The organism is Clostridium grantii DSM 8605 (genome assembly GCF_900129965.1).
GTDB lineage: Bacteria > Bacillota > Clostridia > Clostridiales > Clostridiaceae > Clostridium_AF > Clostridium_AF grantii.
The window spans coordinates 63,531-86,393 of record NZ_FQXM01000017.1 but is presented as its reverse complement, the minus strand read 5'-3'; the positions used below and the strand labels follow the sequence as shown (position 1 = coordinate 86,393).

Annotated in this window: 21 protein-coding genes, 1 pseudogene and 1 riboswitch; of the genes and pseudogenes, 5 read left to right on the top strand and 17 right to left on the bottom strand. The window is 28.7% G+C overall.

The window, feature by feature from the left end; all coding sequences use genetic code 11:
• From BUB83_RS14340 to BUB83_RS14320, 5 genes are all read right to left on the bottom strand, one after another.
• The gene (locus BUB83_RS14340) at positions 1 to 1,071 is read right to left on the bottom strand and encodes an ABC transporter permease (RefSeq protein ID WP_073339150.1); all 1,071 of its coding nucleotides are present in this window, start codon (positions 1,069 to 1,071) and stop codon (positions 1 to 3) included.
• Complete coding sequence (locus tag BUB83_RS14335) at positions 1,064 to 2,596, bottom strand: ABC transporter ATP-binding protein (protein ID WP_073339149.1); 1,533 nt, start codon at positions 2,594 to 2,596, stop codon at positions 1,064 to 1,066. The genes BUB83_RS14340 and BUB83_RS14335 overlap by 8 nt, the downstream gene beginning before the upstream one ends.
• A gap of 222 nt (positions 2,597 to 2,818) precedes the next feature.
• Positions 2,819 to 3,955, bottom strand: coding sequence for a BMP family ABC transporter substrate-binding protein (locus BUB83_RS14330; protein WP_073339148.1), 1,137 nt, complete (start codon positions 3,953 to 3,955; stop codon positions 2,819 to 2,821).
• Positions 3,956 to 4,003: 48 nt separating this feature from the next.
• Positions 4,004 to 4,573, bottom strand: coding sequence for a xanthine phosphoribosyltransferase (locus BUB83_RS14325; RefSeq protein WP_073339147.1), 570 nt, complete (start codon positions 4,571 to 4,573; stop codon positions 4,004 to 4,006).
• Between the two features lie 147 nt (positions 4,574 to 4,720).
• A riboswitch (purine riboswitch) is annotated at positions 4,721 to 4,822 on the bottom strand.
• A 246-nt stretch (positions 4,823 to 5,068) separates the two neighbouring features.
• The gene (locus BUB83_RS14320; protein ID WP_073339146.1) at positions 5,069 to 6,358 is read right to left on the bottom strand and encodes a sensor histidine kinase; all 1,290 of its coding nucleotides are present in this window, start codon (positions 6,356 to 6,358) and stop codon (positions 5,069 to 5,071) included.
• A 268-nt stretch (positions 6,359 to 6,626) separates the two neighbouring features.
• Here BUB83_RS14320 and BUB83_RS14315 point away from each other — a divergent pair, with 268 nt between their 5' ends.
• The 4 genes from BUB83_RS14315 to BUB83_RS14300 all read left to right on the top strand — a co-directional run bounded on the left by BUB83_RS14315 (position 6,627) and on the right by BUB83_RS14300 (position 9,243).
• Positions 6,627 to 6,998, top strand: coding sequence for a hypothetical protein (locus BUB83_RS14315; protein ID WP_423231147.1), 372 nt, complete (start codon positions 6,627 to 6,629; stop codon positions 6,996 to 6,998).
• A 36-nt stretch (positions 6,999 to 7,034) separates the two neighbouring features.
• Positions 7,035 to 7,232: a hypothetical protein gene (locus BUB83_RS14310; RefSeq protein ID WP_073339144.1), complete on the top strand. Its 198-nt coding sequence runs from the start codon at positions 7,035 to 7,037 to the stop codon at positions 7,230 to 7,232.
• A 62-nt stretch (positions 7,233 to 7,294) separates the two neighbouring features.
• Positions 7,295 to 7,930, top strand: coding sequence for a GGDEF domain-containing protein (locus BUB83_RS14305; protein ID WP_073339143.1), 636 nt, complete (start codon positions 7,295 to 7,297; stop codon positions 7,928 to 7,930).
• A 101-nt stretch (positions 7,931 to 8,031) separates the two neighbouring features.
• Positions 8,032 to 9,243 (top strand): cofactor-independent phosphoglycerate mutase, encoded by a 1,212-nt coding sequence (locus BUB83_RS14300; protein WP_073339142.1) that lies wholly within the window; start codon positions 8,032 to 8,034, stop codon positions 9,241 to 9,243.
• A gap of 86 nt (positions 9,244 to 9,329) precedes the next feature.
• Here BUB83_RS14300 and BUB83_RS14295 read toward each other — a convergent pair whose 3' ends face one another.
• The 6 genes and pseudogenes from BUB83_RS14295 to BUB83_RS14270 form a co-directional block, all read right to left on the bottom strand.
• The gene (locus BUB83_RS14295) at positions 9,330 to 10,046 is read right to left on the bottom strand and encodes a FadR/GntR family transcriptional regulator (protein WP_073339141.1); all 717 of its coding nucleotides are present in this window, start codon (positions 10,044 to 10,046) and stop codon (positions 9,330 to 9,332) included.
• 92 nt (positions 10,047 to 10,138) lie between these two features.
• A complete protein-coding gene (locus BUB83_RS22220; RefSeq protein WP_073339140.1) occupies positions 10,139 to 11,635 on the bottom strand; it encodes an HD-GYP domain-containing protein in 1,497 nt (498 codons plus the stop codon).
• A gap of 355 nt (positions 11,636 to 11,990) precedes the next feature.
• Positions 11,991 to 12,344, bottom strand: a pseudogene (locus BUB83_RS22480) (response regulator); the annotation flags it as partial.
• On the bottom strand, positions 12,337 to 15,198 hold the full coding sequence (locus BUB83_RS14280) for an ATP-binding protein (protein ID WP_073339138.1): 2,862 nt from the start codon (positions 15,196 to 15,198) through the stop codon (positions 12,337 to 12,339). The gene BUB83_RS14280 and the pseudogene BUB83_RS22480, both read right to left, overlap by 8 nt.
• 140 nt (positions 15,199 to 15,338) lie before the next feature.
• Positions 15,339 to 15,587, bottom strand: coding sequence for a GH32 C-terminal domain-containing protein (locus tag BUB83_RS14275; RefSeq protein WP_073339137.1), 249 nt, complete (start codon positions 15,585 to 15,587; stop codon positions 15,339 to 15,341).
• A gap of 31 nt (positions 15,588 to 15,618) precedes the next feature.
• Positions 15,619 to 16,470, bottom strand: coding sequence for an AraC family transcriptional regulator (locus BUB83_RS14270; protein ID WP_073339157.1), 852 nt, complete (start codon positions 16,468 to 16,470; stop codon positions 15,619 to 15,621).
• A gap of 194 nt (positions 16,471 to 16,664) precedes the next feature.
• Here BUB83_RS14270 and melA point away from each other — a divergent pair, with 194 nt between their 5' ends.
• Complete coding sequence (gene melA / locus BUB83_RS14265) at positions 16,665 to 17,963, top strand: alpha-glucosidase/alpha-galactosidase (protein WP_073339136.1); 1,299 nt, start codon at positions 16,665 to 16,667, stop codon at positions 17,961 to 17,963.
• Between the two features lie 210 nt (positions 17,964 to 18,173).
• On the opposite strand, the gene BUB83_RS14260 is transcribed toward melA, so the two are convergent.
• The 6 genes from BUB83_RS14260 to BUB83_RS14235 form a co-directional block, all read right to left on the bottom strand.
• Entirely contained in the window at positions 18,174 to 19,376 is a 1,203-nt protein-coding gene (locus BUB83_RS14260) for an MFS transporter (protein WP_073339135.1), read from the bottom strand.
• Positions 19,373 to 19,921 carry a Chromate resistance protein ChrB gene (locus BUB83_RS14255; protein WP_073339134.1) on the bottom strand — a complete coding sequence of 183 codons (549 nt, stop codon included), beginning with the start codon at positions 19,919 to 19,921 and terminating at the stop codon, positions 19,373 to 19,375. Before BUB83_RS14255 ends, BUB83_RS14260 begins: the two co-directional genes overlap by 4 nt.
• A gap of 184 nt (positions 19,922 to 20,105) precedes the next feature.
• Positions 20,106 to 20,987 (bottom strand): hypothetical protein, encoded by an 882-nt coding sequence (locus BUB83_RS14250; RefSeq protein WP_073339133.1) that lies wholly within the window; start codon positions 20,985 to 20,987, stop codon positions 20,106 to 20,108.
• A complete protein-coding gene (locus BUB83_RS14245) occupies positions 20,980 to 21,459 on the bottom strand; it encodes a hypothetical protein (protein WP_073339132.1) in 480 nt (159 codons plus the stop codon). Before BUB83_RS14245 ends, BUB83_RS14250 begins: the two co-directional genes overlap by 8 nt.
• The gene (locus tag BUB83_RS14240) at positions 21,456 to 22,010 is read right to left on the bottom strand and encodes an RNA polymerase sigma factor (protein ID WP_159434092.1); all 555 of its coding nucleotides are present in this window, start codon (positions 22,008 to 22,010) and stop codon (positions 21,456 to 21,458) included. Before BUB83_RS14240 ends, BUB83_RS14245 begins: the two co-directional genes overlap by 4 nt.
• A gap of 307 nt (positions 22,011 to 22,317) precedes the next feature.
• Positions 22,318 to 22,863, bottom strand: a complete 546-nt coding sequence (locus tag BUB83_RS14235; RefSeq protein WP_073339130.1) for a BMC domain-containing protein — start codon at positions 22,861 to 22,863, stop codon at positions 22,318 to 22,320.

Here is a 22,863-nt window from a genome sequence, read left to right as displayed (position 1 = left end):
TTATTTTGCTCCTTTAACTTTTATATTTTTTTCTAAAACTAATCTATACCTAATAAAAAAGTCACTTCCAAGAACGAAGAATAATATCATTCCTTGTAAGACTGATGCCGCTGCTGCTGGTATTCCAAAGGCTGTTTGAATATAAGCTCCACCTTGTAGTAATGCCGCAAAAAGCACAGATACTATAAGAATTATTGGTGCTGATAGAGCTCCAAGCCAAGTTACTATAATTGCTGTAAATCCAACACCTCCAGAAATTTCAATAGAAAGCGTATTACTAACTGCTGATGTTTGAATCATACCTACTAATCCACATAATCCACCACTTAGTAAAATGGCTGTTATCATTGTTTTATTAATATTAATTCCTGCATATTTTGCTGTTTTTACACTTTCTCCAAGTACACTAATTTCATACCCTTTTTTAGTGTAATTCATAAATATGTACATAACTACAACTAATATCAATGCAATTATCCAACCAATATGAATATCAAATACTCTTGGAAGTACAGCATTGTCTTCAAAGTTTGCTATCTTAGGAAACCCCATTGAATTTGGGTCCTTCCATTTATCATATTGTAGAAAAGTTATCCATTTTAAAGCTATATAATTCATCATCAATGTAACAATCGTTTCATTAGTTCCCCATTTTGATTTTAAAAATGCAGGTAGCAATGCCCAAAGTCCACCACACAACATTCCTGAAATAGCCATTAATATTAATACTATTGGTTTTGGTAAATATGCAAAATTCAAAGCTATAAAAGCAGCTCCAAATCCACCCATCAATATTTGTCCTTCTCCTCCAATATTCCAAAATTGCATTTTAAAAGCTACAGCTATTCCAAGCGATGTTATTAACAACGGAATGGCTATAATTATAGTTCTTTTTAATTTTGAACTAGATCCGAAAGAACCTTTTAGCATAGATCCATACACTTCTATAGGGTTAAATCCTATTGCTGATATAAATATAGAAGTAACTAATATGGCTAGAATAATAGCTGTAGAAATTATTACAGTTGCTTGCAATCTTGTAGTTTCACTCTTTTTTACTATTCTAAACATTATTTGATACCTCCCCATCCGATTTTTTTCCTACCATTAATAAACCAATTTCTTCTTTAGTAATTTTATCAGTATCTTTGATACCTGTTATTTTCCCATCATAAACAACTGCTATTCTATCGCATAATTCTATTAATACATCCAAGTCTTCTCCAATATAAATAACTGAGTTTCCTTTTTCTTTCTCTACATTAACTAAATCATAAATTGTATAACAAGTGTTTACATCTAATCCTCTTACAGGATGAGCCATTATTAATAATTTAGGATATAAGCTAAGTTCTCTTCCTAATAATATTTTTTGAATATTACCACCAGAAAGATATCTAATTGGATAATGTACACTTGGAGTTTTTATTTCTAAAGCTTCTACCATTTCTTCAGCTTTTTTAGCAACAGACTTTCTATCTACAAATAAGCCCTTTTGTCCCTGATATTCTTTTAATAGTATATTATCTACCATATCCATAGATGCAACTAGTCCCATTCCTAATCTGTCCTCTGGAATAAAACTCATACTAATTCCTTTTGTAATTATATCTCTAGGCGATTTACCTACTAAATTATCATTTTCAAAAATAATTTCTCCACTCTTAATTTTTTGAATTCCAGCTATAGCTTCACATAATTCCTTTTGTCCACTACCTGCAATACCAGCTATTCCAAGAATTTCTCCTTTTCTTACATCAAAGCTCATATCCTTGATTTTCTGAATTTTATCCTCATTAAACACATTCAAATTTTTAACTTGAAGTATCTTTTCTTCACCTTCACGCGGCACTCTTTTAATAGCTAAATCAACAGATTTGCCTACCATTAAGTCAGTTAATTCTTTTGGATTTGTATCTTTTCTATCTAAAGTTTTTATACTTTGTCCTTTTCTCAAAACTGTTACAGTATCAGCAACTTCCATAACTTCATCCATTTTATGAGATATAAATATTATTGCACAACCTTCTTCTTTCATTTTGTTCATTATACTGAATAATTTTTTGCTTTCCTGAGGAGTAAAAACTGTAGTGGGCTCATCAAGAATTAATATATCCGCTCCTCTATATACAACCTTAAGCATTTCTAAGTTTTGCTTTTCTCCTACAGACATATCACAAACATATTTGTCTAAATCTACATTTAATTCTAATCTATTTATAATTTCATTGATTTCGTTTTTAGTTTTTTTCTTATCTATAAAAAATTTACCCTTTTGTCCCAGCATAACGTTGTCTAGTGCCGTCATTGCTTCTACTAGCTTAAAGTGTTGATAAATCATTCCTACTTTTGAGTTTATTGCATCCTTTGGCGAGGAAAATCTAACTTGTTTACCATGAACAAACATTTTACCACTATCAGGAGAATATACACCTGATAACATATTCATTAAAGTACTTTTACCTGCACCATTTTCTCCAAGGAGAGCATGAGTTTTTCCACCTTCAATTATTAAATCTACATCCTTATTAGCTATTACTTTTCCAAAAACTTTTGTTATTTTTTCTACTTTTATATAAGGAGTTTTCTTATCCATAATCTCACCTATCCTTAATTTTATAAATATTTATAGGTATTTCAGTTAAACTATTAATTTATACGTGTCCAAAACTCGTAGAATCATGAGATTTTGTACAAGTATAAATTAAGTTTAACAATGAAATTCCTATATTTGGTGCAATAACAAAATACAACTTTGCCCCTACAAGGGGCAAAGCTAAATTGTTTTTATTCTTATTTTTTTGTTTTTTAATTTTTATTACTCTTCAATTTTACCATTAACGCCTTCAACGAACCATTTCATTTCTAATAATTCTGCATCAGTTAGTTCTACTCCTTCTGCAACTTTAATTTCACCATTTTGATCTTTTATTGGTCCAACAAATATTGGTTTTCCAGCTATAACATCTGCTTTAGCTGCATCTACAGCCGCTTGTGCTCCTTCTGGCGCATTTTTTGTTAATGGTGTTATAATAGCCATACTATCTTCACTATCTGTCATTGGACCCCAGTAACTTGTTGATTCCCAAGTACCATCAATAACTTTTTGAATTTCACTCACATAGAAATCTCCCCAGTTATATATAGCTCCAGTTAAATAAGCATTTGGTGCTGAACTTTCCATATCTGTGTCACAACCTACTGAGAAAACTCCTGCTTCTTCTGCTGCTTGTTGTGGTGCACTTGTATCTTGATGTTGAGCTATTACGTCAGCACCTTCAGAAATTAAAGCTTCTGCTGCTTGTTTTTCTTTTGCAGGATCATACCAAGTATGAGTCCATTTTACATTAACAACTGCATCCGGGTTAACAGATTTAACTCCTAATGTAAATGCATTGATTCCTCTAATTACTTCTGGTATTTCATAAGCTGCTACATATCCTAATTCATTGCTTTTAGTTGCTAAACCAGCTGCTACTCCTGTTAAGTATCTAGCTTGATATAGTTTTGCAAAATAGTTTGACATGTTATCAGACATTTTGTATCCAGAACAATGCATAAAAGTAACTTCTGGATATTCTTTAGCTGATAATTCCATTCCATCCATAAATCCAAAACTTGTTCCTATAATTACATTAACACCTTCATCAATCATGTTTTCAATAACTGCTTGAACTTCTGCTGGATCTTCTTTAACACTTTCTTTGTATATTGTTTCTACACCTAGTTTTTCTTCTAAATATAATCTTCCTTGGTCATGTGCATATGTCCAACCTTCGTTACCAATAGGTGCAACATATAAAAATCCAACCTTTACTTCTTTCTTTTCATCTTTTTGCTCTGTTGTAGTCTCATTTGAAGTGTTTTCTTTTACTTCATTGTTTGAACCACACCCTGTTAATAAAACCCCTAAAGTTAATACCATTGCTAGAACTAATGCAGTAATTTTTTTCATTTTTTATCCTCCCAAAATTAAAAATGTTTTATAGTTAAATTTTATTGATTACTTTAAATAAACTTTTCCATCCTTAAAGCCTTCAATTATTGCAAGAGATTCAAGTCTTACGCCCGTATTTTCAATATCTACTCTTGCATTTTGAAATGCTTTCTCAATTACAATACCTATTCCTACAGTTTCAGCTTTACCTTGATTTATTATATCCATAAGTCCTTCTATAGCTTTCCCATTTGCAAGAAAATCATCAATTATTAGAATTTTTTCATTTGGAGTAATAAAGTCTTTAGCAACTCTAACATTGTAGGTTGTATTCTTTGTAAAAGAAAAAACTTCTGTTTCGTAAACACTATTATCCATATTTAAACCTTTGTGTTTTTTAGCAAATACGACTGGAACATCAAAATATTGAGCAACAATACAAGCTATTCCGATTCCCGATGCTTCAATAGTCAATATTTTATCCACTTTAGTATCCTTAAACCTCATTGCAAACTCTTTTCCCATTTCATTCAATAACTTAACATCAACTTGATGATTTAAAAAGCTGTCCACTTTTAAGATATCCTCACCTATAACTTTGCCATCTTTTAAAATTCTTTCCTTTAGTAGTTTCATAAATTATCCTTTCCAAAATAAAAATGAGCCCCCTACGATACTTAGGGAGCTCATATACATTCATTGATATTGAAATATCTTAAAATTATTTTAATTAAAGACACATATTTCAACTAAAATATATGTTAATAATTAAAATGAATTTATATGTAGTATATAAACACCCGTAGTCAAGCCATTTACGGTGACTTGGTAGAAACTTTCAGTCCTTATTACTGAAGATATACGAGTTGACGAACATTTTTATGTTATTTATTTTTAATTATTCGGTACGTATATATATTAAACTATATTATTCTAAAAATCAATAGTTTTTTTATTGTTTTTTTACTGTTTTTTTATTTTTTATAGCTTTAATTTTTCAATTATCAATTTTTGCACTTTTGTATAAATATTTCTAAATAAAATACCGAATTTTAATTAAATAAATTATTCCATGAAGAAAATAATATTGTTTAAAATATACAAATAAATTTTTTATTATGTCTAAAATATCTATTCACAACTAATTTCAAAAACAACATAATTTTCATTATAATTTTTTTCATTATAGGCTTGTATCATAATCTCTGGATACTTATTTATAATTCCTTCAACATTAGATAGTCCGTATCCTCTTCCACTCCCTTTAGTTGAATAAGCTTTCTTAAATAATTTTTCTAACCTCTGTTTTTCAATAAAATAAAAAGTATTTTTAATTATAATATAGCGCTTAAATTTTTTTTCTTTAAATTCAATTTTAATATGCTTATTTCCTGTATAAGTTGCTGTTGCTTCTATTGCATTGTCTACAAGAATACCTACTATATCAACTATCTCATAATTAGGCATACAACCTTCCATACAATCATCTTCTATTTCACAATCAATTATAATTCCCATTTCTTTAGCTTGATTAATTTTATAATAAAGAAGAGCTCCCAACATTTTATTGTTCAGTTTAAGTATTTGAATTTTATCATCAATAGTTTCCTTTTTATAATTATTTGTATATTCTTGAATTTCTTTAACCAAATCATCATAATTATCGCAAACTTCTGGAAGCATCATTAATGCATGCAACCTATTTTTATAATCATGCTGTTCTTTTCTTATTTCTTTTATTAGCTCCTCTACATAAGGATTGTACTTGTTATAAGCCTCTAAAGCTTTGTGTTGTGCATCTATTTTTTCCAAATAAATTACTGAAACTAAATTTGTAGTAAGTATAATTACCAATATAAGTACTATATAGATCAAATTATATACTTGTCTATTAAAATTGCTATCCCAATAAAACCAAATAGAAAAAACTGCTATAAAGCTATTTATAACAATAAATTTAAGTACTTTATTCTCTTTTTTGATTATTTGTGAATATACTTTTTTCAAATTTACTTTATAATATATAATTAAAGAAAATAATATAGTTAATGATATTGCTCCACATTTCACCAAATATGAGCCTTTTACGTTTTCTATAAAAACAGAAAAGAACATAATAATTATAAATTCTATAGTCATCACCGTGGTTAAAGCTAACATTAATTGTATAATTGCTTCGTAAAAAGACATCTTAAAAATAAGCACTAGTAGAATAATTAGTATCATTATATTGAAAATAAGCTGCGTATCTTTAAATATTTCATACCTAACTGCAATAACTAAACTAGCTAAAATTAAAACAAAAAAATTCCCCATAATATTTTCATTTAATCTCTTAGCTATGAAGGATTTTCTCAAAATAAGTAAACAGACTAACTCTGTCAAAGTACTTAAAAATGAATCCAAAAATTCAATTGTCATGTTTATAACTCCCCCCCGATACTTTTTATCAATTTACTTCATAATCCCCTATGGATATTGTACTATATCTTTTACTACTGATGTATTTTTTTCACAAACTTCTTGTTTTTTATATATAATTTATAGGCTTAAACTGTATTTTATATAAAACTTTTATAGTATAATAAAAATAATTAAGGTATAATTATAATTACACTAACTATTTAAATAATAACGGCAGCTATGACGCTATTTCTAAAAACCTTAGTTCTTTTTCTTCTGCAAAAAAATATATGATCAAATAAGATTTATCGATAATTCTGGAAAAGAACAACTTAGAATAAATAATTGTGAGGGTACTACAGATATTGTTGAAAATAATTTATTGCAAGATAAAAGCGATAGATACTATTTTACTGAAACTATGAAATTAAAGGATGGAGAAATTTTTATTTCTAAATTTGATTTAAATAAGGAAAATGGTGTGATTGAACTACCAATAAAACCCACTTTAATAATTTCTACCCCTCTCTATATTGATGGTGACTTTAAAGGAATAGTTATCGTCAATTATCTTGCACAAAATCTTATAAATGACTTTAGTTCAATTACTTTGGGTTTTATAGGCAATATGGACTTGTTAAACAAAGATAGTTACTGACTTATAAATAAAGACTCTTCAAAACAATGGGGCTTTATGTACGATTCAAAGATAGATAATAAATTTATGAACTATTGCCCCGAAGAATGGAGTTTAGTTCAAAATGGAAATGAAGGTCAATTTATAACTTCTAACGGCTTGTATACTTATAAATCTATAAGTAACCTTTTGAATCAAAACAGCACCTCATCTCCTTATAAAGACAAAATAAATTTTATAGTAATAATTGGATAATTCTTTCTCATATAGATGCTACTAATGAAACCTATGGATGGGTTATTTTAAATGATTTCAAATTGATTTTTAATAAGTTTCTACAAGAGTATTATTTTATAGTAGCCTTATTACTAATTTCATTAATTCTAGCCATTTTATACGCCTCTAATAAGCAGTATAGTGAAGAAATAGAATATTTTGCGAAGTACGATGCTTTAACTAATGTTTTGAACCGAAGAGCTGGTTATGAAATTCTTAACGAAGAAGTATCTAAATCAAAATCTTCTTCAAAAACTTTATGTATTTGTTTTATCGATATAAACGGATTAAAAATTATTAATGTCTCTCTTGGTCATGATGCTGGAGATTTATTAATAAAAACTGTATCATCTACAATCGGTGAAACAATAAGAAAAACTGATTATTTAATAAGATTAGGTGGAGATGAATTTCTTATACTCCTTCCAAATACTAATGTTGTTGAATCTGAAGACCTTTGGCTTAGAATTCTTGAAGAATTCGATTTAATTAATAGCACTAAAAATTTAAACTTTAATATTAATTTAAGCCACGGTATTTCAGAATACAAACCAAAAACTCCAAATTCAGTTGATATAATTATAAGTGATGCTGATGAAAAAATGTATGAAGAAAAAAAATCCTTAAAGCAAAATATTCAAAAATTTAATAATTTTATACTTAAACATACTATTTAATTTTTATCTGATTTTCTCACCTTGATACTAATTTATCGCTGTGTTACAATAAAGTAATTTAATTTTTAAGTTCATAAAATTTATTCTCGGGAGGATATTATATGAAATATATTACGGTTTTAGTAGATGGAATGGCTGATTATGAAATAGAATCTCTTGGTAATAAAACACCTTTGCAAGTAGCTAATATCCCAAATATTACAAATTTAGCTCAAAAGGGTGAAATTGGATTAGTACAAACTGTACCTAAAGGAATGTCTCCAGGAAGTGATACTGCGAATTTATCTGTTATGGGCTACGCTCCTGAAATTTACCACACCGGTCGTTCCCCACTAGAAGCGGCTAGCATGGGAGTTGAACTTTTAGAAACTGATGTGACTTTTCGATGTAATGTGGTTACTTTATCAGAAGATGAACCTTATGATGAAAAAACTATGATAGACCATTCTGCAGGAGAAATTTCTAGTGAGGAATCTAAAGAACTTATTCTTTTCCTAAAAAAAGAACTTGAAAATGAGTTTATAAAATACTATCCAGGTGTTAGTTATAGACATTTGATAGTTTGGGACAATGGTCCCCTGGAATTTACTCTTATTCCACCACATGATTTCTTAGGTCAAAAGGTAACAAGCTATCTACCCCAAGGACCAAATAGTGGCATTCTATATGATATGATGAAAAAATCTTTTGATCTATTAAATAATCATCCTATCAACATAAGTCGCAAAGAAAAAGGTCTAAATCCTGCTAACTCTATATGGATATGGGGAGAAGGCAAAAAACCTAAATTAGATTCATTTAATGAAAAATTTGGTTTAAAGGGGTCTGTAATCTCTGCTGTTGACCTGATTTACGGAATTGGAATACTAGCCGGACTTAAAGCAATCCCTGTAGAAGGTGCCACTGGAACTATTCACACAAATTTTGATGGAAAAGCAACTGCAGCTATAAAAGCCATATTAGATGGTGATGATTTTGTTTATATACACTTAGAAGCTCCAGATGAATGTGGTCATCAAGGAGATTTAGATGGTAAAATTAAGTCTATTGAGATAATTGATGAAAAGATAGTAAAACCAGTACAGAATGCTATGGAAAAAGCAGGCGAGGCATATAGAATTTTAATTCTTCCTGACCATAGAACTCCTATAAAAATAAGAACCCATTCTTCTGAACCAGTACCTTATGTTATATACGATAGTACTTTAGATTCATTTAAAGAAGAAAATAGATTTTCAGAAATGGCTGCTGAGAATTCAGGCAAGTTTTTTTCTGCTGGTCATGAATTACTTAATTACTTCTTACAAAAATAAAAAAACCCAATATAAGGGTTTTTTATTTATTTACAACATTAATATCTTTTCTTTCTAAAATCAAAAATCTATCAATTTATATTTAATTATTTACTTTCAAAATTTTTCCATTCTTCTTTCCACTCTATTAAAGTATTCTCTACAATATCTAAAACATTATTTCTATCTCGTTTTTTAATTGTATCAAGTATTCTCACATGGTTTTTAATACTTCTCTCAATTCCGTTTTGCTGCAAAATAGATTTTTTTATGTACTCTTGAAAAAGTCCAAGTATTGCTTGCCCAATTCGAATAATCAAAGGATTTTTAGTTAATTCCAATATCATATAATGAAATTCACAGTCTCTCTTTACAAAATACTCTACATCTATATTCTCTTTGTTTTCTTTATACTTTTGTTCTGTATCCATTATTTCTTGCTCTATCATAAGTATTTCTTCATCAGATACTTTTTCAATCACATTAAATAGTACCATAGAATCAAACATAACCCTTAACTCGTACAAATCTCTATTTGATTTTGGTTCAATTATCAAGCTAAAGATTAGTGGGTCAAAGAATGATGGATTTACTTTAGTTACTACATATGTACCCTGACCCCTACGAACTTCTAGTATTCCAAGAGCTGTTAACATCTTTATAGCTTCTCTTACTGAATTTCTTCCAACGCCTAATTGTTCAATCAATTCAACTTCAGTTGGTATTTTATCCCCTGGTTTTAATTCTTCTTTTATAATTGAATTTTTTATACGCTCTACAACAACATTAACAACTGATTGATTATCTATTTTATCTAATTTCATAATTATCCACCTCAATTTATATAGTATATATGCTATCATACATCCTACCTACAGTCAATTATTGAAATATATTGTTTTTTGAATTATTTGTCTTAATCAGCCAACTTTTTATAAATCTCATTAAACTCAAGATGATTTTTTCTGAAAGCCTCTAATACACTAGGGTCAAAATGTTCTGGATTTACTCGTCCATCACCTTCAACAATAATTTTATAAGCCTCCTCATGTGTAAAAGCTGGCTTATAGCTTCTTGCACTTCTAAGTGCATCATATATATCTGCTAAAGAAACGATTCGCGCTGACAAAGGAATTTCTTCTCCTTTTTTGCCATCTGGATACCCAGACCCATCAAATTTTTCATGATGATACCTAGCAATCTCTGCAGACATTTTTAAATATTCTGAATCTCCTACTATTTTTTCCCCAAAAATCGTATGCATTTTCATTTTTTCGAATTCTTCATTAGAAAGCTTTCCTGGTTTAGTTAATATTTCTTTCTCAACATAAATTTTTCCTACATCATGCATTTGAGAAGAATTGTAAATTCTTTTTACAAATTCTTTATCCATTTCTAGTTCTTCTGCAATTAATTTAGCAAAAGTATTAACTCTTTTTATATGTTGTCCTGTAATATCATCATTAGCTTCTGCCGCTCTAGCTAGAGCATTTGTAGTATAATCAAAAGCCCCCTCTAATTCATTCATCTGAGATTTTACGGTCTCTAATAAATCAAAATTTATAGCCAATGCTTTCATTATACCCACATCAAAATTAAAAACTGATTGCTTATAATTCATGCCTATAATAATTATTTTTCCCATAGTAAAACCCGCAAAATTCCTAATATCTTCAGTATTTTTTTCTATATCATGAGGAAAATTATTTTCGTAAATACTTATATCTGAAAGTTCATTTGTGTTGAAATTTTTACTAAAGCCATTGGCAGCATAAATATCAAAATTAAACGAATTTCTGCTACTCATATTAAAACTTACCTCTTCAAAATATTCATCATCTATCAAGTTAAATTTTATACTATAATAGTTTTTATTTTTCAAAGTCAATATCCATACAATTTCTGGTTTATTATTAAGGAAAAGATTTTTAGCATACACTAAATCTAAAGATTTTTTCATCATTATTTTTGAATCATCTTCATTATTCACCCAATCCTTAAAAAATGTTTTAAATTCACCATTTATTAAGTCAATAGCATTATAGCTATCCATAACTTTATCGTATTTGCTTTTAAAAATACTTGATTGATTTACTAAAGGGATTATAGTTTCTTTCACTTTATCTAAATGTAAAACAATTTCATTCTTTAAAATCTTTTTCATTCTTTCATTAACTTCATAGGTATAGATTACAGGCAAATAATCTATTGCAACAACTGATTGTATCATTTCAATGGTGCTTTCTTCGAAGCTATCTAAATCAACTATTAAAACTATAGGACTTTTTTTATATAATTCCACCATCAAAGTTGCTGTAGTTACAAGATTTGTTTCATACAAACTCCCTATAGCTTCTTTAATTTTCATTTCATTACTGTATTTTTTAGTAAGTATAAATATACTCTTTTCCATTTATAGCCTCCTCCAATTAATTTCTTGAAATTATTCTTTATTTTTCAGATGAAATCTTTAAAGATCCTCCAGCATTTTTAATGCTTTTTCCTAATTTATTGATATCTATCATCACTTTGTCTGATAAGAACTTATTATTTTCAAAATCAAATACTACGTTTAAAGGTGTAATGAACATCATTCCTTTTATAGCTACCTCAAGTTTATTGATGTCTTCATCATTAAAATATTCCTTAAATTTTATTATAAAGCTACCTTCAATATTTTCAATTGAGAAACCTGGTTTGACTACAACATTATTAATATTCTCAATTTTACTATCTCTTATTTCTTCTTTTTTACTCATATTTTCATTAAGTACTTCACTAACAACCCCTATTAACTTCATTGCTTCTATAGGTTTAGTAATATAATGCTTTGCTCCATTCTTTAAAGCTTCAAAAACCATTTGTTTTTGATTTAGTGCACTAACCATTATTATTTTAGCATTCTCATCACTATCTACTATATGTTTAACCGCTTCTACTCCATTCATTTTAGGCATTGTAATATCCATAGTAATTAAATCTGGATTTAATTCTTTATATAAAGCTATAGCTTGAACTCCATTGTTAGCTTCACCTACCACTTCATGTCCATTTTTTATAAATATAGAATGTAAGTTTTTTCTCATTACTGTTGAATCATCAACTATTAATATTCTAGCCATCTATTATATCCTCCATTTGATAATTTGTATTCACGTCATCATTTACTAAAAACATGTGTATCTCAAATTCGTATTCATCATGTTTTAACCTAAAAGATAATATTTCAGATTGAGCATGTTTTATATACCCATCACTATTTGATAAAACTGCTGGTAATCCCATATAAAATTTACTATTTGTGTTCTCAAATTTTCCAAAAGTAGATCCTAATATAGTGTTTGAAATTTCTCCTAAAACATCTTCTACATATTCTAATATAACACTTTCCTCAATATTATCAATCATAAATCCTTTAACAAACTCTTTTGCCATTTTTTCATTCACACTAACCATCATTATTGAATTAAAATCACCTTTTAAACTAATAAGAGCAGTAATTTTATTTAGTGTAACCCTATCATTAATTTCAATAGGATTTTCTTTAAATTCCATATTAGTTTCCTTAAAAATAATATGCTTACTTGTTTTCATAACTTGTTCCATAAAATGCTCAGCCGTTACCACATTATTTTCTTTTTCTTCAAATTTAGGAATAGTAATTGTGAATTTTGTGCCTCTATTCTGTATGCTTTCTACTTCTATTCTTCCATTATAATTTTCAATTGTTTGTTTAACAGCAGCCATGCCAACTCCTCTACCAGAAACATAAGTTGCTTTTTCTTTGGTAGTAATTCCTTGTTTGTAAATTAGCTCAAGCTTCTCATTTAATTTTAGCTTATTAAAATCCTCCGTTGTAAATAATCCTTCACTTACAACTTTAGTTTCTAGCGCTTTTAAATCTATTCCTTTACCATCATCTGAAATTTGTATACTAAATGAATCTTCTAAATCAACTATATTACATCTTATATTTGCTATTTCTTCTTTATTATTTTCAATTCTTACATCATCTGTTTCTATACCATGGTCCACTGAATTTCTAAATATATGAACCAAAGATTTTAAAACGTCCTGATAATAATTACTATCTACCATTATATCATCTCCTGTTATATCAAATGGAGCAACATTTTTACCTAGTCTCTCACTTAATTTTATAACATAATCTGGGTAAGTTTTCAAAAGTTCTTTAAGTGATTTATATCTCAAACTTTTTATCAAAGGTAGAATTACTCTAGCTTCTTTTGAAGATAATGTTTCTACTACTTTTCTTTCAATTTCAACTAATTTTTCTTTTTTTATATAACAAAACTCTTCATCTTTTATAAAATCTTCACCAGCATAAGCTTCAATTATACCCAAATCCTCCATTAACCATCCATGAAGTTGACTATTATCAATATCTTTTACATGAAACAAATCATTTTTTTCATATAGTTTACTTTCTAAATCATCTAATTTTGAAATAAGATTTACCATTTCATATTGACTAAAACTTCCCTTAAATGTGTGTATTTCTCGAAGTATTTCTTCATATTTTTCTTTTGGTAAATTATCAAAACTTTGGGATGCAAAATCTTCAAACTGGAAAACAAGCTCTCTAAAATCATCCCTATTTAAAATGGTTTTTACAACCATCTTTAAAGTATCATGTTCTTTATCTCTTTGTTTTTCTAAAATTTTCTTTTCTGTTACATCAGTTATAATTGTCATAATAGTATCTTTATTAGTTTCATCTTTAACAATTTTATAATCTAAACTAATAAATCTATTATTGATTACTATCTCTTCTGGTAGTAAAGTTAAATATATTCCTTGTTGTTCTTTATCTAAGCTAAATATTTTTATTAATAAATCATCTATGAATAATTGCATTTTAGTATCATGAGGATGCAATATTGTTGATAATTTTTTATCACTAATACATTCACTAAATATTTCTTTACAAACCAAACTATATTCATTATGGATAATTAAGTTTTGTTTAAAAGTCAGAATTCCTTGTTCCACATTACTTAAAATATTAGTTAATTTCAGATTTTTATTATCCAATATTTTATTTGTATTTTCTAACACAACACTACTCTCTTGTAACGTTAAGTTTTGATGCTCTAGTTCTTCATTTTGTTGTGCTAAAGTCTCCATATATTCATGCATTTTTGACATTATTTTATTTGCACTATTAGCTAAACTTACAACTTCTATCACTGGTTTTTCAAATTTTATTTCATTATAAATTGTTGACTCTATATCTCCCTCTGATATTTGATTCATTTTTTTATCCAGTTCTGATAAAGGCTTTATAATAGACCCGCTTAATCCAAAAAAAGCCAACTTAGATATAGTTAAAGTTATTAAAAATATAATCCCACAAACAATTAACAAAGCTATATAACTTCCATAAATAATCTTAGGATTCAATCTAACCTGTAAAACAAATAATTCTTCACCAGAACTATCTACTATACTCTTGTATGCTGTTGAATTTACATTTTTCAAAAATAAGTTGTTGAAATCTATATCTGCTGTATCATAAAAAATATTATCTTTTTTTGTTTCCACTATAGAATCATAAATTAATTCTTCATTCTTAAAGATTTTATATTGAATGCTTAGCGTTGGTAGAAACTCTGGTATTTCATTTTCATCAGATTCTATTTCATTCATAATAAACTGATTCTTTTTTTCTCCAAGAAATTCAAAAGAAAATCCAACTCTTTTAAATAAATCATTTAAATAGGCATCACTTTCAATATCAACACCTTTTTTAATAGGCATTTCTAATTCACGTTGTATTTGAAAATTCATTTGATTAGCTGCATACTCTGATACAATTCCACTAACAATGGTGAAAGCTATTCCTAAAGCAACCATAAATGCAATTAGCATAAGCAGTAAACTAGAGAAATTAACAATTGAAACCATGGTATTTATTCTTCTCTTTAAGCTTCTTTCGCAACGTTTTTTCTTCATAAAAAACCCTCACTTTGTTTATTTATAAATTTAATCATATTAAGTTAATCATATTATATAATAGAATTGTTACATAAATGTGAAGAAAAAATAAATACATTATTGCTGTTTTCTTTTGATGGATAAATTCGTGTAGATAATCATTCTCTTTCATTAATAAATACTTCAATAGTTGATTGATCAATAAATATATTAAGCTTTATATTATCCCCAACTTTAAAATCTATTTTTCCAAAAAGTTCTGTTTTTTCTACTTCTTCAAATAAACTAGATTTAGATCTATCTATAGAAAATTCATTCTTTGATAGATTCAGTTTCACCATAGTTTCTTCTTCTCTATCTTCTGAAGCTAGCAAGCTAAAAATAATTTCTTTTTCTATATCTTCCACAGGAATTGATTGTACACCCGTCCATACTTCTTTAAATTTCTTTCCTTAAATTTAAAAAAATGATTTCCCTTGTTTTTCTATACTCACTAGGAGCTACCCCTTTTATTTTCTTAAACACTTTAGAAAAAGCAAGTTGATCATCATATCCTACTGAACGTGATATATCTCCTATTGAAAATTCAGTATTTTTTATCAATTCACTAGCTTTATTTATTCTATATTCTATTAAAAATCGCTTAGGTGAAATATTTAGGACATCTTTAAATACGAATGTTAAATAGCTTCTATCTAACCCTATATAATAAGCTAATTTGCTAATACTAATATTTCTCGAATAATTTTTTTCTATATACTCAATTGCTTTAGCTACATACTCCTCTTTTGTTTTATTTCTTATTCTTTTTTTTGACGCATCTACCATTTCCATAAGATAAGATAAAAAAACATACAAATAGCCAACACGTTGAATATCCCCTCCAGCACTCATAGACTTAGTACCTATCATATTATTTAAACATTCTTGTAATTCTCCTGAATTAACATAATCAAAAATAGGTTTTTCTTCTGCTAAATTAGCTTTTAATAAATATTCCTTAGCTTTTACTCCGTTAAACCCCACCCAGTAATATGTCCAAGGCTCTTCACTATCAGCTTTATAGTATGTTATTTCATTTGGACAAATAAGAAAACCTTGCCCTTCACTTAAATTATATGTTTCTCCTTTTCTTTCAAAATTACCTTTTCCTTTTACAATATAATGAATCAAATAGTGGTCCCTCATAGCTGGTCCATAGGAATGATTTTTATTACATTCCTCAAAACCGCACTGGTATATATCTAAATCCGTTAAATGATTAAGTTTAAACTCTAAATACTCATTCATTGTTTTCACCAACACCTTCTACTTTAAACTTCTTTTATTTCATATTTATCCTTTTCCAACTTTCCACTTTGTAACTTCCTCACTCTCCACATCTCACATTATACCATACATACTCCACGCAAACTTCCATTCCTTTAAATTAAAATATAATCTAAAATAAATATATAGTCAGTTAAATAAAGGAGGATATTTACATGCCAAAGATTACTTTCCTTGGTGCAGGCAGCACTATTTTTGCAAAAAATGTTTTGGGGGATTGTATGCTAACGCCAGCTTTACAAAATTCTCATATTGCTTTATATGATATTGATGATAAAAGATTAAAAGAATCAGAAATGCTACTACAAAATATCAATAAAAACTCTAATAATAGTAGAGCCGAAATCGTTTCTTATCGGAATAGAAAAGAAGCTTTAAGAAATGCCGATTACGTGGTGAATGCTATTCAAGTAGGAGGATATGACCCTTGTACCATAACAGATTTTGAGATTCCTAAAAAGTATAATCTCCGTCAGACAATTGCAGATACATTAGGAATTGGAGGTATATTTAGAGCTCTACGTACTATACCTGTAATGCTAGATTTTGCGAAAGATATGGAAGAGGTTTGCCCTAATGCTTGGTTTTTAAATTATACAAATCCAATGTCAATGCTTACAGGCGCTATGTTAAAAGGTACTAATGTAAAAACTCTTGGATTATGCCATAGTGTACAAGTCTGTGTACCTCACCTTTTAGAAGGATTAGATATGAATGCAGAAAATGTAGATTTTAAAATTGCTGGGATAAATCATATGGCTTGGTTATTAGAAGTTAGTAGAAATGGAGAAGATTTATATCCTGAAATCAAAGAAAAAGCTTTATTACGATCAGAAAAACATGATGACATGGTTCGTTATGAAATCATGAAACACTTCGGATACTATGTTACAGAATCCAGTGAACATAACGCAGAATATATGCCTTATTTTATAAAAGATAAATATCCAGAACTTATAGATAGATTCAATATTCCTTTAGACGAATACCCTAGACGCTGTATCGAGCAAATTGAAAAATGGGGGAAAACTAGAGATGAACTTTTAGAAAATCACACAATTGAACATACTAGAACTCACGAATATGCTTCTTATATAATGGAGGCTATGGAAACAAATAAGCCTTATAAAATTGGTGGTAATGTTCTAAACACAGGTTTGATACCTAACTTGCCACAAGAAGCAATTGTAGAAGTTCCTTGTTTAATTGATGGTAGTGGAGTTACTCCATGTTATGTAGGTAACATTCCTCCTCAATTAGCTGCTTTAAACAGAACAAATATAAATGTTCAATTGCTAACAATAGAAGCTGCATTAACTTTAAAGAAAGAACATATTTACCATGCTGCGATGCTTGACCCTCATACTTCTGCTGAGCTTAGTATTGATGATATTAAATCTTTGTGCGATGATTTGATTGAAGCTCATGGAGAATGGTTACCTAAATATATATAAAACAATAAAATTTACAAATTTCTATGTACTAGTAATGAAGAGCCTTACAAAAATTCCAAGGCTCTTCATTATCCTTTTTAGTATTTCTTAACAACATAATTCCACAAACAAAGAAAACAATAGCAATAATTGCTGTTCTCAAATATTCCCCAAATTCATATTAAATAAAAACAAATAAAAGTTTCTCCAGCATAAAATAACACGAAAATATTAACTGTTTTTCAATGTTTTATTTCCTGTTTTATGAAAAATATACATTAATATAGCTGCAATAAAAGCTAAACTTGCACTATAGTAAAATGGGGCTCTGTTATTAATGTTGTCGTAAAGCAATCCAGCTATAACACTGGCTGGAAGAAGAGTCATTCCTATAATGCAATTATATATTCCAAGGCCTGTACCCCTTTTATTTTTATCAATAAGATCTGAAACCAATGCCTTCTGCACTCCATCTGTTGATGCACTGTATAATCCATAAAACGCAAAAAGTAGAATTAAAATAACTTTGCTGTTTGTCCTACCGAACCCTAAATATATAATTGAATAAAGTAAATATCCAAAAATAATAAGTCTTTCTCTTCCGATTTTATCTGATAATATTCCAGCTGGGATAGAAAACATAGCTGAGACAGCGTTAAAAATTAGATACATTATTGGTATAAATGCTGCTTCTATTCCTATATCACTTGCTTTTACTAACAAAAGCGCATCAGTTGAGTTTCCTAAGGTAAATATAAAAACTATTATAAGAAAAATATAGTATTTTTTCGGAAAATCAGTTAATTTTATTTTTCCTAAGGGTGATTGATTTTTAGATTTTGCTTCCTTTACAAAGTAAATAATGGATATTAAGCCCATCAAACCTGGTATAGCTGCAATTAAAAATACCATACGATAATTACGAGGAAAAATCAATAGAATTCCCGAAGCTAAAAGGGGTCCAATTATTGCTCCACTATTATCCATAGCTTTGTGAAAACCAAAACTTCTACCCTTAGTGCCTTCTTCCGATGAAGCAACTATCAAACTATCCCTTGGAGCTGTTCTTATTCCCTTACCAACCCTTTCTGTAAATCTTATAATTAAAACTTGAAAAGGAGTAGCCGCTAAGGAAAAAATAGGTGAAAGAATAGCAGTGAATGCATACCCAATAATCATAAACGGCTTATTCCTTCTTACTTTATCACTCCACCAACCAGATAAAGCTTTTATAATAGAAGCAGTGCTTTCTGCAATACCTTCAATCAATGACAGCTCAGTTTTTGTTGCTCCTAAGGTCATTAAAAATAATGGCATAACAGCATATATCATTTTTGTCATTGTGTCTGTTAAAAAACTAGTGAGGCCAACAAAGAAAATATTTTTCTCAATTCCCAAAATCTTTTTTTCAGGGTATACTTTTTTTTCACTCATCTCATATGGTCCTTTTCAGTATTTTCATATACCAAATCACTATAGTTTTCAAATGACTCTTGAATTTCTTTAATCATACCCTTTGCTTTTTCGCCTTTAGATGCCTGGAAATTATTTCTTGATTCAATTTTGATGTACCATGAAATAAGCTTCTGCAGCTCTTCCTCTTCTTCCTCTAACTCTGCAAAAGTAAATTTTTCTATGGATATTTCCTTTTCCAGTTCCTTTAAATATTTCTCACATTCATCAATAAGTTCTCCGTATTCTTCATCTCTCATACCGTTAAATATCGATATAACTCTTTCTTGGTGTTTATTATCCAAAAACATACTATCCATCAAAAGGGTTTCCCCCTTATTAGCTTCAACTTCTTCAGATATCTTTTGTAGGGCAATATAATTTTCATCATTGTTAGGAATAATCCACATTGATTTCTGAATATTTACAGCACCTAATTTTTTAAGTTTTCTCCATACAGCAACTCTGGGTCTTGACGGTTCCGTAGGAAGATTATAATTTATTACAAGCCATTTTATTTTTTCCATAACCATAACTCCTTTGTAATATTCGTTACATTTATATTAACCCATTGTAACGAATATTACAATACATATTTTCACAAATTTAATTCACTTTCTATCAATTACTATTTTTAGTGTTACATAAATGAGAAGTTTCTGTTTTCTAATAATTAAGAGCCTTGAAAAATTCCAAGGCTCTTGATTATATTTATTTATTACTATCATTTTCTATTACTTCATCATTAATCTCATAGCCATCATACTGAACAACTATATTATTCTGGCTAACTGCAATTTCTTCAATCTCTGCATTATCTTTTTTAGTATTTCTTAATAATATTATTCCACCAACAAAGAAAACAATAGCAATAATTACAGTTCTTAAATATTCTCCAAATTCATAGTCAAAGAACCTACTAATTATTGGAATTGCTACACTTTGGAATATCATGATAAAAGCTACTGCAATTAGTCCATAGCCAATAATTTTACTCATATTTTTAGTCAATCCAGGGATATTAGTAAATAAATCTTCATCTTTTAACCCTTCTTCTGAAGATGCTTTATGCATAGCATCAAAAACACTGTAAGCCCATATAATTGGGATTACTACCATAAAGGCTGTTACTCTCAACTCATTTACAAAATACCAAGCTATAAAGAAAGATGTCATAAGTTGCATTCCTTTTCTCATTAATCCTAAATACATATGTCCTACACCAGGTATAACTGACATTAATATTGATAAAAGCATCTTTGTACTCATATTTTGCCTTTCTTTTGATAACTCCTTATCTTCAAAAATACTTACTTGACTTGATGATGTTCTATTAATATCTACTAACATATTTATTTTATCTGCCAATACAAAACTGTCCACTAAAGCAATAAGCCAAATAATCGGCAGGGGAATTAATGTGGCAACATCATCAAACCTTCCTATATAACTCAAAAATATTGTTAATGCTATATCCCCAATTACTGCAAATAAGAATAACATTCCCCTTGCTGCATATCCTAAATATACATGGCTTAACCCTGGTATAAATGAAAATATAAACGTTAAAAATTTACTCTTTCTTTTATTCACCTTCTTTACCTCCTGTTAGTTTGAATTTGTCTAGAAAAATTATTGTCTTATGAGACAAAGTTTCCGCCCATTTTTCACTACTTAAATCCCATTTAGAATTCTCCTTGCTTTCTAGTACCTTTGCATTAAATTCAATCCTAGAATAAACCATTTCAAACACTCCAGCAAAGGAAAACATTATAGTAATACTGGCAACAGCCACATAATAAGTAATTAAATTTACCCGTTTATTTTTCTTTAGATTTCTTTCTCTTATAATCACTGTTTCTAACAATTTATCTGTGAAATCTTTGGAAAGAGCTTCCGGCGCATTTATTGAGTTTTCTATCATAGAAACATACTTCATAAGACTTTCATCATTGTTTAGTAGCGCTTCTTCAACCATAAATTCTTCTTCTTCACTTACTTCATCTTTAAAATACTTCATTAATTCATCATCTATATTTATATTTTTAAAATCATATTGTTTCATTTAGAAATCACCCCCTCTAAAGCATCCTTCAATAATTTTCTTCCTCTTGAAAGTCTTGTTTGAACAGTTTTTACATTAATACTTTCTTCTAAGGCTATTTCTTGGCAACTTTTATTCTTTATGTAATATAAATTAATAATTTTAGAATATTTATCTGGAAGTTCATTGCAACAAGCAATCAATTGCTGTGCTTCTTCTTTTTTAATTAATTGGTCTTGTACGGATAATTTAGGGTCCTTAATAAAATTTATAACCTCTACATTGTTTATTTCTCTTTCTTTAATTTTGATCATCTTTCGTTTACTATCAATAGCTTTATTCACAGCAATCCTCATTACCCAAGTATTGAATCCCTCATATCGGTACTGAGAAATGGACTTATAAATCTTCAAGAAGGTTTCTTGTGTTAGATTTTCAGCTTCGTGGGGATCCTTAACAATCTTATAGCAAGCTGCAAAAACTAAATTCTTATAATGTTCAACAATTATTCTAAAAGCTTCTTTATCTCCCTTTGCAGCTTTCTTAATTATGATATCATCTACACTTTGCATGGTCCCCTCCTTTCCTTTCATTAATATTGACGAAGGATTTTTAATTTAGCCTTCAAAAATAGATTTATTTTTTGCTTATATAAAACTTCTTTATATTAATTATATCAAAAATTAATTAAACTACCTTATGTAAATCTTATTGATGCATTTAAAATATTGATAATTTAGTATCAATTAACTATAATTAAAAAACCATTTAGGCAACTTACCTAAATGGTTTTTTTAAAGAAATATATACTAATTAACTTTACAAATCACTAATGAAAAATTCATAAAATTTTTATTTCGGTCTATCGACTTTATAGAACTATAGTAATTTAGCAAATACCTCTTTTGAAGGTGAAGGTATAACTGCTTTATTGACCAAAAATCCATTGTCCTTTCCTACCTTTGCACCAGCTTCTACAGCTGCATGTACTGCGCTTATATCTCCACTAAGAGTAACAAAAGCTTTTCCACCTATACCAATTCCTAGTCTAACTTCTATCAACTCTACTTGAGCTGTTTTTGCTGCGGCATCTGCGCCAACGATTGCTGTAGCAATACTAAAATACTCCAACACTCCCACAGCATTCACGTCATTTATTTCAGTAGCCTGATTTATAGCTCCTATAAGTTGATGATGCACTCTTGGTATCAATAGTTTATCTACTACATATTGAGCACCAATCTCTTCCCCAACTTTTACCGATGATTCAACAGAACCAACATCTCCAGATATTAAAATTACATATTTCCCCGGACAAACTGGTTTTGCCATAATCAATTCTACATTAGCAGCTTTCACCATATGATCAGCTGTTTCAATTCCTCTTGCTATACTATTTAATTCAATCATTCCAATTGCGTCCAT